Below are 14996 nucleotides of genomic sequence, written 5' to 3'. Positions count from 1 at the left end.
CAGGGCCTTCCGGGGCGGCTCGGATGCGTGGGAGGTCGGCGGTGAAGATCGGTTGTGACGGCGGACGATACCGACTGGTTGGAATGCCGTTAAGCCTGCCGAGCGTCACGTTTCGAGCTCGATGTGGTGTCCGGCCGACAGTGATCGCTCGGCGGACGGCGACCCCGCCCCCGGGACCGTAGTGCCGTGGGCGCGTGGACGCCCTGTGGGGTGCGTCACGCCCCCGGATCAGCGGGCGGGGTCGAGAAGGATCTTGCGGACACCGGCGGCGCGGCTGCTGAACAGTTCGTAGGCCGCGGGGCCTTCGGAGAGGGCGACGTGGTGGGAGACCACGGCCTCCGGTGTGATCCGGCCGGCCTGGGCGAGGGGGATCAGGGCAGGCAGCTCGTAATGGATCGAGCAGAGCCCGATGGCGAACTCCAGCTCCTTGATCTGGGCCAGTCCCATGTGGAAGGGGAAGGCCTTGCTCTGACTGACACCGACGACGCTGACCCGTCCGGCCTGCCGGACGGCCTTGAGGGCCAGCCCGATGGTGGCGTCCGAACCCACGGCCTCCACCACGGCGTCCGGACCGCGTCCTCGCGTCATCTCCCGTACGGCCGTTCGCGCGTCCTCGCCCTCGACAGGCTCGACGCCCAGGGTCTCGGCGAAGGCCCGGCGCTCCGGGACCAGGTCCACGCCCAGCACGCGGGCGGCACCCATCATGAAGGCGGACTGCGCGGCCATGAGGCCGACCGGGCCGAGACCGATGACAAGAACCGTTTCGCCGGGCTGGATGCGGGCTCGGCGGCAGCCGTACCAGGCCGTGGGGGCGTTGTCCGTCAGGACGATGGCCGCCTCGTCCGAGACGCCGTCGGGCAGGTGCACCAGGTTGACGTCGGCATGGGGCACGGCCAGGAACTGGGCCTGACTTCCCGGAAGGTGCGGGCTCACTCCGTAACAGAGGTCCGTCGGCGCCTGGGCTCGCTCGCACCTGGCGGTGAGTCCCTTCGCGCAGGTTCCGCACAGTGTGCAGCCGACCGAGGCGGGAACCAGCACCCGGTCGCCCGGCTTGAAGCGGCTGACCCGGCCGCCGGTGTCGGCGACCACGCCGACGCACTCGTGCCCCGGGGTGTAACCGGTCTCCGGGCTGAACCCGTTGCCGCCGTAGATGTGCAGGTCGCTTCCGCAGATTCCGGCCGTGGTGACCTGGACGACCGCGTCGGTGGGGCTGGTGACGGCCGGGTCGGGGACATCCTCGAAGCGGATGTCGTGGGGGCCGTGGTAGGTCAGTGCCTTCACTGGATTGACTCCCGCAGCGCGCCAAGGCGCCTTCATCAGTTATTAATGCACGTGTATTACTTCGGCGGGGCGGAGGCTAGCATGGGCATCCGTGACAGCGCATGAGACGCAGGCCACGTCGGCTCGGAGCCGGAAGGCGGGTGAGACGCGCGCCGCCCTCGTGCGTGCCGCCGAGCAGTTGTTCGCGGCGAAGGGCGTCGACGGTGCGTCGCTCAACGAGATCAAGCGGGCAGCCGGCCAGCGCAACGCGACGGCCCTGCAGTACCACTTCGGCGACCGGGCGGGCCTGCTGCGCGCCGTACTCGACAAGCACCTGCCGGCAGTGGACGCCCGCCGGGAGGTACTGCTGCAGCAGTACGAGGACAGCGGCGCCGTGGATCTCCGGTCTCTCGCCGCCGCACTGGTGCTGCCGGCCGCCGCGAAGCTCGCCGATCCCGACGGAGGTCGCGAGTTCCTGCAGATCGTGGCCGAACTGCTCAACCGTCCCGAGCCCCTGGTCGAGGCGGTCGTGACGGAGGGGTCGAGCATCTATCCCTGGCGGCGCCTGGTGGAGCCGCTGCTGGCACCCGAGTCCACCGCGGTGTTCCACACCCGCTTCACCGCCATGCGCTTCTGTCACGCCGAACTCGCCGCCCGGGCCGCCGGACACCCTCGCAGGGACGACCGGTTGTTCACCAGTCGTCTGGTCGACCTCGTCACGGCATTGCTGGCCACACCGGTGTCCGCACAGACCGAGCGACTGCTGCGGGACAGGGGCGGCAAGGGCCGGTCCGAGCGGAAGACCCCGACGCGCTGACCGGTCGGGCCTTGCGGCCGAGGCGGACGACATCGGGTGCGGCGCGTGGTGAACATCACACCCCCTGGCATACCTACTGGTCGGTACCCTGCGGCGAAGCCCTGAACGACAGGAGACGCGATGTCCGTGACCAACCGACAGATCCGTCTGGCAGCCCGCCCTGTGGGCCAGGTGAAGCCCGAGGACTGGGAGCACTGCTCCGGACCCGTCGAAGAGCCGGGCCCCGGCCGATTCGCCGGCCGGACGCGCGTCATCTCCCTGGACCCGGCCATGCGGGGCTGGCTGGACGACCGCCCTTCCTACCTGCCGCCGGTGGGTATCGGTGAGGTGATGCGCGCCGGATCGGTCATCGAGGTCACCGCGTCCGAACATCCCGATTTCCAGCCGGGTGACCACGTCGTCGGCACCTTCGGTGTCCAGGGGTACGTGGTCTCCGACGGCCGGGGCGCCATGAAGGTCGACACCTCGCTCGCCCCGCCCTCCACGTACCTGGGAGCCCTGGGCATGCCCGGCATGACCGCTTACTTCGGTCTGCTGGAGGTCGGCGCCCTCAAGGACGGCGAGACCGTCGTGGTGTCGGGAGCGGCGGGCGCGGTCGGCACCATCGCGGGACAGATCGCGAAGGCCAAGGGATGCCGGGTCGTGGGCATCGCAGGAGGGCCGGAGAAGTGCGCCTTGCTCACCGGCGAACTCGGATTCGACGCGGCGATCGACTACCGGGCCGACGACGTCAAAAAGGCGCTGCGCGAGCACGCCCCCGACGGCATCGACGTCTACTTCGACAACGTCGGAGGGGACATCCTCGACACCGCCCTGACCCGGCTGGCGATGCACGCACGCGTCGTGATCTGCGGTGCGATCAGCCAGTACAACAACGCCACTCCGGTCCAGGGCCCCTCCAACTACCTTTCCCTGCTGGTGCGCCGTGCCCGCATGGAGGGCTTCGTCGTCTTCGACCACGCCAAGCGCTACGCCGAGGCGGCTCGAGACATCTCCGCCTGGATCGGCGCCGGCCGCATCAAGGTCAAGGAACACGTGGTGCGGGGCAGCGTGGACGACTTCCCGGAGACGTTGCAGATGCTCTTCCGCGGGGAGAACGTCGGCAAGCTCGTCCTGGAACTGGCGTGACCGCCGTCGCGAGCGGCACCGCCGCTCCGCGTCTCACCGCGAGGGACGTGTCCTGAGGCGCCGGACCCCACCGGACAGGCCGGCCGGTGGACGCGACAGCACCCAGCCGGTGGCCTGTGCGGCGGCCACCCGGCCGGGTGCTGCCTCGGGTCGGCCCAGGAACTGACGGAGCACACCGGTCGACTCACCTGGGGCCGCGGCGCCCCCTAGGGGTGTTCACGGAGCTGGAGGAGACCGGCGAGCGAGAAGCAGAGGGCGCCGGCGAGCGTGCCCCAGTTGGCGAGTCCGGTGTCGACCATGCCACCGGTGGCGGGGCGGGTGAAGGCGGCGAGCGCCGAAACCATGAACAGGACGGAGCCGATCTGGTTCACGGCGACGATCCACCAGCCCAGGCTGCGTGACCGGACGCACGGCCGACCGTGGCAGATCTCGACGAAGCCCAGGTGCCCGGAGACCAGGAACAGCAGACAGCCGATCACGTCGGGCGTCCAGATCAGGCGGTCGACCTGCTGGACGCTCAGGCCTTTCAGGAACGAGTCCAGCAGGTTGACGGCGAAGACGAGCGTGCCCGCGAAGAGGGCGAACGTGCCCAGCCAGTCCACGCGCGTCGGTTCGTAGCTCCACCACCGCCAGCGGCGGGTGACCAGCCGGCCTTCGCCTCCGGCGACGTGTCGCGGCGCGTTGATCACCTGGAGCAGCGAGACGTAGCCGCCGGTGTTGAAGAACAGGCCGCCGACGAAGTAGATCGAGGCGGACTCGGTGGCGTCGCCGGAGCCGTACTGGGCCACGGCCGCTCCGGCCGCGAACAGGAACCCGCCGATGACGAAGGCGAGCGCGGCGACGGCGTTGAGTCTGCGCAACCTGGCCACGGCCACGGCGTCCGCACGGGTGTGCCGGCTGGTCGCCGCACCGGGCGGTCGGACGGCGAGCACCCCGCGTCGCCGTGCAAGGCGTGACTCCCAGACCGCGGTGCCACCGGCGGGAGGGTGCCAGGTGAGCCTCGTGGTGAACGGTCCCGCACCCTCGGCGCGCTGCTCGGGCTGCCCCACGGGCCGAGGTTAGACCGCGTGCGGGACGCAGTGGCCCGCGAAACGCTGCCCCGTTCGATCGATGGTGGTCGGCCGCCCATAAACGATAGAAAGGGGATATGAGTGAGGTTTCGGGTCAGACTGGGCGTGATGTGTCTCGTGCGTCCAGGAGGACTCGTCGGCCCGACCTGCCCCGCCCGGGGAGCGAGGTGCGGCGGACCGGCTCACTGCTGAGCGTGCACAGCCTGGCCGGGCAGGTCTTCCTGCTGCAGCTGGCGGTCGTGCTGCTGCTCGTCGCGGCCACCCTGGTGGCCCTCGTCGTACAGGCGCGAGGCGACGTCATGGCGGACGCCCGCCGGCGGACGCTCGCCACCGCGCAGACCTTCGCGAACGCCCCGGGGACCGTGGCGGCGCTGCACAGCGCGCACCCGACCGCGGTGCTGCAGCCGCACGCCGAGGCGGCCCGGAAGGCCGCAGGCGTCGACGCCATCATCGTGTACGGGCTGGACGGCATCACCCTCACCCACAGCGACCCGCGTCAGATCGGCAAACACGTCATCGGTCCTTACGCGGCGGCGGCGAGCGGCAGACCGTTCACGAGTACCTTCGAGGGGTCCCTGGGACTCTCCGTGATCTCGGCGGTCCCCGTCAGGGATCCCGACGGTTCGGTCGTCGCCGTCGTCTCCGTACCCGTCACCGTCGAGACCGTGCAGCACAGGGTGAACCGGCAGCTGCCGGTCCTCTTCGGTGGCGCCGCCGCCGCCCTCGGCGTCGCGGCAGGCGGCTCGGGCCTGGTCAGCAGGCGGTTGCGGCGCCAGACCCGTGGCCTCGGGGCGGCCGAGATGACCCGTATGTACGAGCACCACGACGCGGTGCTGCACGCGGTACGGGAAGGAGTGCTGATCGTCGGTGGTGAGGGCCGGCTGCTGCTGGCCAACGACGAGGCACGGCGGCTGCTGGACCTGCCGACGGACGCGGAGCGGCGACACATCACCGATCTGGGGCTGGAGGAGGACCTCGCCGGGCTGCTGGCCTCCGACCGCCAGGCCACCGACGAGGTGTACCTGGCGGCAGGCCGGCTGCTCGCGGTCAACAAGCGGCTCACCGCACCGCACGGACCGGTGGGAAGTGTGGTGACGCTCCGCGACAGCACCGAGCTCCGGGCCCTCACCGGCCGGGCCGACGTGGCGCGTGAACGGCTGAGGCTCCTCTACGACGCCGGTCTGCAGATCGGCACCACGCTGGAGGTGAAGCGCACGGCCGAGGAACTGGCCGAGGTGGCGGTGCCCCGGTTCGCGGACATCGTCACCGTCGAACTGCTCGAGCCGGTCCTGCGCGGCGAGGAGTCCCCCGGTACGACCGCCGGGACCACCGAGTTGCGCCGCATTGCCGTCGCCGGCCCGGACGCGGACGATCTTCTGCACCCCGTCGGGGAGCTGATCCGGTTCGTCCCGGCCCACCCCGTTTCCGTGACGATGACCGAGGGCCGGCCGGTCCTGGTCGGGGACCTGAGCGCCTCCGACGGCTGGCGGGCCCAGCACCCCGAACAGACACGGCGCATCCTCGACCACGGCATCCACTCCCTGCTCGTGGTTCCGTTGCGCGCCCGCGGCGTGGTGCTGGGAGTGGTGGACTTCTGGCGCGCGAAGGACTCCGCGCCGTTCGAGGAAGAGGACATGTCCTTCGCCGAGGAGCTCGCCTCCCGGGCAGCGGTGTGCATCGACAACGCCCGCCGCTACACCCGCGAACACACCATGGCCGTCACCCTGCAGCACAGCCTGCTGCCCCGCGGGGTGCCCGAGCAGTCCGCTCTCGACGTGGCCTACCGCTACCTGCCGGCCGAGGCCGGGGTGGGCGGGGACTGGTTCGACGTGATCCCGCTGTCCGGCACCCGGGTGGCGCTGGTCGTGGGCGATGTCGTCGGTCACGGTCTGCACGCCGCGGCGACCATGGGCCGGCTGCGCACCGCCGTACACAACTTCGCCGTCCTGGACATGCCCGTGGACGAGCTGCTGGACCGGCTGGACGAGCTGGTGGCCCAGATCGACGCCGAGGAGGCCGCAGCCGCCGAGGACGGGCACGGGATGATCACCGGCGCGACCTGTCAGTACGCCGTCTACGACCCCACCTCCGGGCAACTGGTGCTCGCCACCGCCGGCCATCCGGGGCCGGCGGTGGTCCGGCCCGACGGGACCGTCGACTTCCCCCGGCTGCCCGTCTCCCCGCCGCTGGGTCTCGGTGCCGGCCTGCCGGTCGAGACGGCCGAGCTCACCGTGCCCGAGGGTTCCCGGCTGGTGCTCTACACCGACGGACTGATCGAGGACCGCACCCGGGACATCGACGCCGGCCTGGAGGCCCTGCGTGATGCTCTTTCCGGGCCCGAGCGAACACCGGAGGCCACCTGCGCGGCGGTCATGGAGGCCATGCTGTCCGACCGGCCCGGGGACGACATCGCCCTCCTGGTGGCCCGCACGCGCCGGCTCGGGCCGGCGCAGACCGCCGCGTGGGACGTGCCCCGTGACCCGGCGGCGGTGGCCCCGGTCCGCGCGGCCTGCGCCCGCCGGCTGACGGAGTGGGGCCTGGAGCAGCAGATGACCTTCACCGCCGAACTCATCCTCAGCGAGCTGATCACCAACGCCATCCGCTACGGCGCCGAGCCCATCGCCGTACGGCTGCTCCGCACGGCCCCGACCAGCGGCCCCGCCGCGGGCGCCCTGATCTTCGAGGTCTCGGACGGCAGCAGCACATCGCCCCGCCTGCGCCGGGCGGAAGTCACCGACGAGGGGGGTCGCGGACTCCTGCTGGTCGCCCGGTTCGCCGAACGCTGGGGGACCCGCTACACCCCCACCGGCAAGGTCATCTGGGCGGAACAGTCCCTCGGCACCGGCGCCACGCCGGAGAAGGAGGGACTCGACGAGATCCTGCTCGGCCCATGGGACGACACGGAACTGTGAATGACGCGCACACCCCCTTCCGCTACGGAAAGGCGGTGGTCGCGGGCCCGTCGGCGCCGTACCGGCGCCCAGGAGGCCGGGTACCCTGACCTCGACGGCGCTCTGTACCCAGCACACGTCCTCCGGTGACACCCTCATCCCCGCCCTGGAGCAGTCGTGACCACACCCCGTGCCCGAGCAGCGGCCGTCCTCGGCTGCTCCGCTCTCGCGGCACTGGGACTGGGCGCGGGACTGAGCGCATGCGGGAACCCACCGCCCGCCGCACTCGTGAAGCCGGCGGTGGCCACCTCCGCCGAGAACGTGGGCGGCATGCGCGCGCTGATCGCCGCGGCGAAGCGGGAGGGCACGCTCAGAGCGATGGCGCTGCCGCGTGACTGGGCCGACTACGGCGGATTGATCGACGGCTTCCAGAAGAAGTACGGGATCAAGGTCACCGTCGAGAATCCGCTGGCCCACAGCGAGGACGAGATCGACGCCCTGCGGAAACGGGGCAAGGGGCCGACGGCTCCCGACGTGATCGACGTGGGCGACACGTTCGCGAGGAGCGCGGCGGCGCAGAATCTGCTCGCCCCGTACAAGGTCGCCGCCTATGACTCGATCCCCGCCAATCAGAAGGATCCCGACGCCCGCTGGACCAACAACTACGGGGGCTACATCTCCATCGGCTGCGACGCCAACCGGGTCGCCCCCTGCCCGAAGACCTTCACCGACCTGCTGAAGCCCACCTACAGAGGCAAGGTCGCACTGGAGGGCGACCCGCGCCGATCCGCCACCGCCTTCGCCGGCGTCTACGCGGCCGCGCTGGCGAACGGCGGGTCGTTCGCGGACGTCCAGCCCGGCCTCGACTTCTTCGCCCAGCTCCAGCGGAAGGGGAACCTCAACCCGCTCAGTTCCGACCTGGCGACGGTCGAGGACGGCCGGACCCCCATCAGCATCAACTGGGACTACATCAACCTGCACTACGCCGACCAACTCCGCGACAAGGGCGTGAACTGGCAGGTCGCGATCCCCTTCGACGGCAGCTTCGCCCAGTACTTCGCACTGGCGGTCAACAAGAACGCCCCGCATCCGGCGGCTGCCCGGCTGTGGCAGGAGTACCTCTTCAGTCCACAGGGCCAGAACCTTCGGCTGCGCTCCTACGCCCGCCCGGTGCTCATGGACGTCATGAGGCAGGACGGCACTCTCGACAAGGCCGCCGCGGCGCGATTGCCGACGGTCGAGGGAACGCCGCAGTTCCCGACGGACGCGCAACTGGAGAAGGCGAAGGTGACGGTCGCCGAGGGCTGGGGAAAGGTCCTCTCCGGCTGATTGTCCCCGTCAGGAAGAGCGGCCCGTCTTCGAGTAGGCGTCGTGCCAGGCGGCCTTCGCTCCGGAGTCACCGATCCGGTAGACGTCCACGACCGCCCCCACCGCGACGGCCAGCGAGAGCACGCCGACGACGATCCGCACCGGCAGGGCGGTCCAGCGCGTTCCGCCGTTCCGCCCGGACTCCGCCGAAGCGCGCCGCCCCGCCCACCAGACGGCCGCCGCCAGCACGAACAGGCCCATGGCCCACGGCAGCAGCCCGTCACCCAACTCGGTGTGCCGACGCACGAGGGCGTCGTCGTCGACGTGCCGCTCCAGCCATTCGCCGGCGTGCGTGGTCAGCGGCACGCTCGCCAGGGCCAGGAGGGCGAGCACCGGCAGCAGAACGCCGAGCCGCCGGGCGGCGCGCGGCCACAGCGCGGCTGTCACCAGGGCCAGCGCGGTGAGAGGTATCAGCACGACGACCACATGGACGAACAGCACATGGGCGGGCAGACCGTTGATCAGAGTCATTCAGAGGCTCCTCGGAGGTGGGCGCGCCAGCGTGGCACAGCCACCTCTCAGTTGCCTCTCAGTGGATCAACGGCTCAGGCCCGTCCGCCGCGCCAGCGAACGGCGACGGCACCGGCGAAGTCGCCCGCGTGGGCGAACCCGCCGAGCACCACCAGGTCGCCGTCCGCCACCTGCCCGGAGCTGATCCCCTGGTCCAGGGTGATCGGGATCGCCGCTCCGAACAGATTCCCGTACTCGTCGAACGTGTGCAGGTGCCGTTCGGCCGGCAATTGCAGCGCCTCGCGCCAGTTCCGCAGGAAGGTGCGGTTCGGCTGGTTGGTGACGAGGACGTCGATGTCGGTGCCGGCCACGCCGAGCCGGCGGCACAGCTCCGTGACCACCTCGGGGACGAGGCGGTTCCCGCGTGCCAGGACCTTCGCGACACTGGCGTCGGTGAACCCGATCCGCAGCTGGGACTCTCCCGGCTCCCAGTACTTGCGACCGTCGTCGACCGCCACGGTCATGTCGCCGGCGTACGCGCCGATGTGCCGGGTCTCCACGTCGAGGACCGGTGACTGTGCCGACGTCGTCAGGTACCCCACCCCGCATCCGTCGCCCGGGATCGCCGCCTGGGCGAGTCTGCGCACCTCGGACTGGGTGAACCACTGGCCCGCAGCGCTCTGCGCGTTGCATATCAGCGCGGTCTTCGCGTCGGTGGAGGTGAGGATCTGCCGGGCCAGCTTCATCATGTACACGAAGGACGCGCAGCCCGCGTTGGCCACGTCGACCAGCCACTCCGGGTTCAGGCCCAGCCGACGCGCCACCTCGGTCCCGGCGCCCACGAACGGCAGGTCCGGCAACTGGCTGTGCACCAGCAGCACGTCGACCCCCCGGATCTCGGCCGCGCCGTGCCGTTCGATCAGGGGCTGTACGGCGCGCTCGACCATGTCCGCGTTGGTCTCGTCCCTGGCCACGTGGTGCCGTGACGGCGGAACCTTGAACATGGGGTGGTCGCGGAGCTTGTCCTCGGCTCCGGGGAAGTCCGTGTAGAACTCCGCGGGGACCGGCTCGCCGGGCAGGTAGCTCGCGACGTCGGTGAGGCTGACCGTCGTCATCGTGTCACCGTCCGCGCCGGAGCCGCGACCGGAAGGCCGCGCCGGTGACGGTGTTCCAGGATGGCCTTGAGGTTGCGCATCTCCACGGTGTGGCCGGCGTAGAAGAGGTCCCAGTAGTCGCCCACCCAGGGCCGGTCCGGGCGCGGGGCCAGAGCGGGATGCGGGTTGTCGTCGTAGTAGGGGTGCCGGCAGTTGGTCCAGGTGATCACCGAACCCGGCCTGTCGAGTACCAGCCGGGCCGGAACGACACGCATGAGGTAGATCATCCACAGCTTCTCGCCCTGGTCCCAGGAACAGTGGTAGTCCACGGTCATGGCCTCGGGGTTCGCGAGCACCTTGCAGTAGATCCTGGTGTCGTCCTCCAGCCGGTCGTGACCGACCCACAGCCCCGGTGTGCCGGAGGGGGCGAAGTCCCGCAGGCTGCAGGTCCATTCCTCCAGGTGGTGCCCCTGGCGCAGGTAGTCGTAGACCTGCTCCGGAGGGCAGTCGACGTACTCGTGGATGGTGCAGTACTGCCCGTAGACCTGGTGGTGCGGGTAGACCGCGTGGGTGAGCTCCATGCAGTGGGCGGTCAGTTCCTCCTTGCCGGCGTTCTCGATCCGGATCAGACCGGGAATGTCAGCCGACGCGGACGGCTCCTCGCTCATCTGAACTCTCCTTGGTTCTGCTGGCTTCGGTGAAGGACTGGAAGGGAAGGAACGGGGGGATCTCCCGTGGGTCACAGGCCACCGCGACGAACGCCGGGCCGCCGCCCGCGTTGCTGCGCAGCAGCGCCGTGCGCAGGTCCGCCGCGTCGGTGACTCCCGTGGCCTCCAACGACGGGAAGGCGGCGGCCACTCCGGCGGCGAGGTCGGTCCGTGCGAACAGGTCGTCGCTGCGGACGCCGCCCTGGAGGAACTCCTCCCGCAGCGCGCACATGGCGTGGGCGTTGTTGTTGAAGATCACGAACGTCACGGGGGCGTCGTACTCCACGGCGGTGTGCACCTCCATGCCGTGCATGAAGAAGGACCCGTCGCCGGCGAGGACGTACGTGCGCCGGCCGGTGGCGAGCGCGGCGCCGATGCCGGCGCCGAAGGTGTAGCCCATGCCACCCATGCCGACCGCCACCACGAAGCGGCCGTGGCGCGGCGCCGGGAGGAGGTGGATCGCGCCGGCCCCCGCGTTGCCGGCGTCCACGAAGACGTGTGCGTCCTCAGGGAGTGCCGCCTCGACCGCGGCGACCGCCCGGGCATGGGAGACGGTCCGCTCCGGGGCCTGCGGGAGCGGACCCGGCACGGGCCTGGGGACGGGACCGGCGTGCGGCGGGCAGGGGCGCGGGTGCGACGGCAGCCGGGCGGTCACCGCGCGCAGCGCGTCCCGCAGGTTCCCCTGGAGTGCGGTGCCCGCCACGAACGGCGGTTCCGGGCCGAGGCTCACGACGTCGGTGGCGGCCAGGGCCCGGTCGAGGCCGCCACGTGCCAGGAGCGGCAGCCGGGTCCCGGCCAGCAGACACACGTCGGCCCGGCGCAGACAGTCCTCGACGTTGGCGTGACCCATCACCCCGGCCACGCCCGCGAAGTGCGGATCACGGTTGTCGAAGACGTCTTTGGCGTCGGGGGTGACCGCCACCCACGCCCCGAGGCGCCGGGCCAGTTCGGCCAGTTCCCCACGCGCGTCGGCGGCGGCGACGTCCTCGCCGGCGACGACGAGGACGCGACCGGCGTTGCGCAGGGCGTCCGACACGGCGCCGACGGCGGCCGCGTCGAGTCGCGCCGCGGACGCCGTCGCGGGGCCGCCCGGCGCCGGGGCCGGACCGCGGGCGGGCACCTGGATCCGCGCCTGCTGTACGTCCTTGGGGAGCAACAGAACGGCCGGACCGCGTGGATCGGCCTGTGCCGCCGCGACGGCACGCGGCAGCAACTGCGTGAGCGAGTCCGGGTCGTCGACCCGGGCGCAGAACCGGGAGACGGGAGCGAAGACCTCCCGTGCGTCGAAGGAGCCGGCCTTGCCGCTGGTGTCCTGGAACGCCCCGCGCCCTTCCTCGCCGGTCGGTGGCTGGCCCACCAGCGCCAGCACCGGCACCCGGGAGGCGTACGCCTCCGCCAGACCCGGCAGCAGATTCATCGCCCCACCGCCCGAGGTGGCGGCAACGACGCCCAGGCGCCTGCTGGTACGGGCGTATCCGTCGGCCATGGTGACGGCGGAGAACTCGTGTTTGGCGACGACACCGCGGACGGCGCCGCCGCGGTGCACTGCGTCGTACAGGTCCTCGATGTTCGCGCCGCCGACGCCGAACATGTGGGTGACGCCGGCCCTGGCGAGCTCCCCGGCCAGATGGTCGACCAGGCGTATCGTCTCTGTCTCGGGTAAGTCCGAGGTGGTGGTCATGCGGGGCTCCCCTGCCGCTCGTGGCGGCGGTCGATGAGGCCTGACGGTGAGATCACCTGGAAGCGGAGCCGGTATTCCCTGGGGGTGAGCCCCAGAGTGCGTCCGAAGGAACGGAAGAACGTCTCGGTGGTGGCGAATCCGCAGCGGCCGGCTATCTGGCTGATCGTCAGGCCTGTGGTCTCCAGCAGTTCGCGGGCGCGGGCGATGCGCGTCCGCTCGACGTACTGGCCGGGTGTCGTGCCCACCTCGCGCCGGAAGACCCGGGCGAAGTTGCGCTGACTCATGTTGGCCTGCCGGGCGATCTCGGCGACGGGCAGCGGGCTGCCCAGGTTCTGCAGGATCCACTCCTGTGCCGCCCGGATCGGCGGGTGGTCGGCCAACTGGGCGTCCAGGACGGCGCTGTACTGGGACTGGCCTCCGTGCCGCTTGAGGAACAGCACCAGGAACCGTGCCGTCTCCAGGGCGAGCGCCGATCCGTGATCGTCCTCCACCAGGGCCAGCGCCATGTCGATGCCCGTGGACACCCCCGCGGACGTCACGAAGGGGCCGTCCCAGACGAAGATCGGCTCGCCGTCCACGGTCACATCCGGATAGCGGCACGCCATCGCCTCGCTGTACGCCCAGTGTGTGGTGGCGCGCCTGCCGTCGAGGAGGCCGGCCTCCGCCAGCAGGAAGGAACCGCCGCAGACCGAGGCGACTCTGCGCGACCGGGCGGCTGCCCCGCCGATCCAGGACACGAGCGCATGGTCCCGGAGCGCGCTGTGGAGACTCCACCCGCCCGGTACGAGGAGCGTGTCGATCGGGCCCAGTCCCGCCTCCAGGGGCGAGGCCTCCACCACCACCCCCGAACTCGTGCGCACCAGTGGCGCGTCGGCGGAGACGAATTCGGTCCGGTAGGGGGTGCCCGCGGCTCCCAGCAGCCGGTTCGCGGTATCGAACACTTCAATCGGCCCGGTGATGTCCAGGGCCATCGCGCCCGCGTACACCACCACAACAACCCGTCGTTCCAACACGGTCACAGCCTGTATCGGCTGACGTACTGGCTGCAATGACAGATTACTGACGGATCCGGCCAGGAAGCGGCGGCGCATCGGAACGCAGGCCCCTGGCCAGGCAGTTCGCGCGGCGCTCGGGCGGTGGGAGGTGAGGCAGCTCACAAGGGCGGCTCCGGGCACCGCTGTGCGTGATTCCGTCGGCACGGCGACAGGTCGGTGGCCGTATCTGATCGGTGGGCGCGCAGCCCGGCGGAGCGCCCTCATCTGCCGACCGCGCTGCTCGTTGCTCTTGCGTTGCCCATGCCAAGGCTCTATAACGTGTCCAGCAGGTATCGGCGGGGATGGCCGGAAATGGCAGTTGCCGCCGACCAGGGGGATCCTCGGCTCCGCCGCGATCGGCATCAGTGCCCGCAGACCGACGGAGACCGAACCATGACCGACGACGCCTATCGCGCTGCCCTGACCCGCCTGGCCGTCGACCCGGCCTTCCGCGTCGAACTCGACGGCGACACCGGTGAGGTGGCGCGAAGACTCGGCCTGTCGCCCGCGCAGGTCGCCGAACTCCGCTCCCTCCGCGTCGAGTCCGGCACCGCCGGGGGGCCGGCCGCTCTCGATCCACGGCTGTCCAAGTCGTCCCTGTTCTTCGGAAGCGCGGCGCATGCGCTGGCGCACCACGACGTGACGGCCGGCCACACGGTTCCCGCGGGAGATGTCTCCGGGGCGACGCACGACGTCTCCACGCCCGACGACAGCGCCACATCCCACGCCGTCCCGGCGGACCAGGTCGCCGGCTACCACGACGCCGGCGGCCCGGCCGTCCCCGACCACTTCGACATGGCGGCGCCCGGTTCCCACAGTCTGCTCGGCGGCCCGTTGCTCGACCGGTCTCCCGCCGAGGTGGCGGGCGGACCGGGCGATTTCGGCGGGTTCGGCGATTTCGGCGGGTTCGGCGACGAGGGCGCGGGTGCGGATCTCGGCGGCCCGGGTGACCTCGGTGGGCAGCTCGGCACGGGTGCCGAGGGAGGCTTCGGCGGCTTCGGCGACTTCGGCGGCCTCGGCGGAGGTGCCGATGGTGGCTTCGGCGGTGCCGACGGGGGTCTCGGTGACGGCGGTCCGGGCGCCGGTGGTTTCGGTGACGGCGGTGTCGGTTCCGGTGGCTTCGGCGACCTCGGTGGGCACGGCGGCTTCGGTGGTGCAGGTGGGGACGGCGGCTTCGGCGGTGCAGGTGGGGACGGCGGCTTCGGCGGTACAGGTGGGGATGGCGGCTTCGGCGGCGTAGGCGGGGACGGCGGCGGGGACGCCGGTCACTTCGGTCACGGCGGCATCTACGACCGCGATGGCGACGGCGGCGGTGACAGCGGTGGCGGCGGTGAGGGTGGTGGCGATCCTGAGAACACCGACCGTCCGAGTGGCGGTGGTGGCCACGGTGGTGGTGAGGGTGGTGGCGGCGGTGAGGGTGGTGGCGATCCTGAGAACACCGACCGTCCGAGTGGCGGTGGTGGCCACGGTGGTGGTGAGGGTGGTGGCGGCGGTGA

Annotated in this window: 11 protein-coding genes and 1 pseudogene; 5 read left to right on the top strand and 7 right to left on the bottom strand. The window is 71.3% G+C overall.

Annotated features, from left to right (window positions below; translation table 11 throughout):
• Positions 1 to 228: 228 nt before the first annotated feature.
• Positions 229 to 1281: a zinc-binding dehydrogenase gene (locus ACIHEJ_RS05350; RefSeq protein WP_400132296.1), complete on the bottom strand. Its 1053-nt coding sequence runs from the start codon at positions 1279 to 1281 to the stop codon at positions 229 to 231.
• Positions 1282 to 1372: 91 nt separating this feature from the next.
• Here ACIHEJ_RS05350 and ACIHEJ_RS05345 point away from each other — a divergent pair, with 91 nt between their 5' ends.
• On the top strand, positions 1373 to 2077 hold the full coding sequence (locus ACIHEJ_RS05345; RefSeq protein ID WP_400132295.1) for a TetR/AcrR family transcriptional regulator: 705 nt from the start codon (positions 1373 to 1375) through the stop codon (positions 2075 to 2077).
• A 120-nt stretch (positions 2078 to 2197) separates the two neighbouring features.
• Entirely contained in the window at positions 2198 to 3205 is a 1008-nt protein-coding gene (locus ACIHEJ_RS05340; protein ID WP_400132294.1) for an NADP-dependent oxidoreductase, read from the top strand.
• A 206-nt stretch (positions 3206 to 3411) separates the two neighbouring features.
• Here the strand turns inward: ACIHEJ_RS05340 and ACIHEJ_RS05335 are convergent, their stop codons facing one another.
• Positions 3412 to 4254, bottom strand: coding sequence for a hypothetical protein (locus ACIHEJ_RS05335; protein ID WP_400132293.1), 843 nt, complete (start codon positions 4252 to 4254; stop codon positions 3412 to 3414).
• A 98-nt stretch (positions 4255 to 4352) separates the two neighbouring features.
• Between ACIHEJ_RS05335 and ACIHEJ_RS05330 the strand changes: the two genes are divergently transcribed.
• Positions 4353 to 7187: a SpoIIE family protein phosphatase gene (locus tag ACIHEJ_RS05330; protein WP_400132292.1), complete on the top strand. Its 2835-nt coding sequence runs from the start codon at positions 4353 to 4355 to the stop codon at positions 7185 to 7187.
• Between the two features lie 156 nt (positions 7188 to 7343).
• Entirely contained in the window at positions 7344 to 8495 is a 1152-nt protein-coding gene (locus ACIHEJ_RS05325; protein WP_400132291.1) for an ABC transporter substrate-binding protein, read from the top strand.
• A 9-nt stretch (positions 8496 to 8504) separates the two neighbouring features.
• Here the strand turns inward: ACIHEJ_RS05325 and ACIHEJ_RS05320 are convergent, their stop codons facing one another.
• The 5 genes from ACIHEJ_RS05320 to ACIHEJ_RS05300 form a co-directional block, all read right to left on the bottom strand.
• A complete protein-coding gene (locus tag ACIHEJ_RS05320; RefSeq protein ID WP_400132290.1) occupies positions 8505 to 9005 on the bottom strand; it encodes a DUF2231 domain-containing protein in 501 nt (166 codons plus the stop codon).
• Positions 9006 to 9079: 74 nt separating this feature from the next.
• On the bottom strand, positions 9080 to 10099 hold the full coding sequence (locus tag ACIHEJ_RS05315) for a 3-oxoacyl-ACP synthase III family protein (RefSeq protein WP_400132289.1): 1020 nt from the start codon (positions 10097 to 10099) through the stop codon (positions 9080 to 9082).
• Positions 10096 to 10746 carry an SRPBCC family protein gene (locus ACIHEJ_RS05310; protein WP_400132288.1) on the bottom strand — a complete coding sequence of 217 codons (651 nt, stop codon included), beginning with the start codon at positions 10744 to 10746 and terminating at the stop codon, positions 10096 to 10098. The genes ACIHEJ_RS05315 and ACIHEJ_RS05310 overlap by 4 nt, the downstream gene beginning before the upstream one ends.
• Positions 10718 to 12466, bottom strand: coding sequence for a thiamine pyrophosphate-binding protein (locus ACIHEJ_RS05305; protein ID WP_400132287.1), 1749 nt, complete (start codon positions 12464 to 12466; stop codon positions 10718 to 10720). Before ACIHEJ_RS05305 ends, ACIHEJ_RS05310 begins: the two co-directional genes overlap by 29 nt.
• A complete protein-coding gene (locus ACIHEJ_RS05300; protein ID WP_400132286.1) occupies positions 12463 to 13479 on the bottom strand; it encodes a GlxA family transcriptional regulator in 1017 nt (338 codons plus the stop codon). Before ACIHEJ_RS05300 ends, ACIHEJ_RS05305 begins: the two co-directional genes overlap by 4 nt.
• Before the next feature lie 414 nt (positions 13480 to 13893).
• Between ACIHEJ_RS05300 and ACIHEJ_RS05295 the strand changes: the two are divergent.
• Positions 13894 to 14996: pseudogene (locus tag ACIHEJ_RS05295) on the top strand (hypothetical protein); the annotation flags it as partial.

Source organism: Streptomyces sp. NPDC052301, assembly GCF_044593395.1.
Classification (GTDB): Bacteria; Actinomycetota; Actinomycetes; order Streptomycetales; family Streptomycetaceae; genus Streptomyces.
The sequence above is the reverse complement of the archived record's forward strand: the minus strand, read 5'-3'. Positions and strand labels throughout refer to the sequence as shown.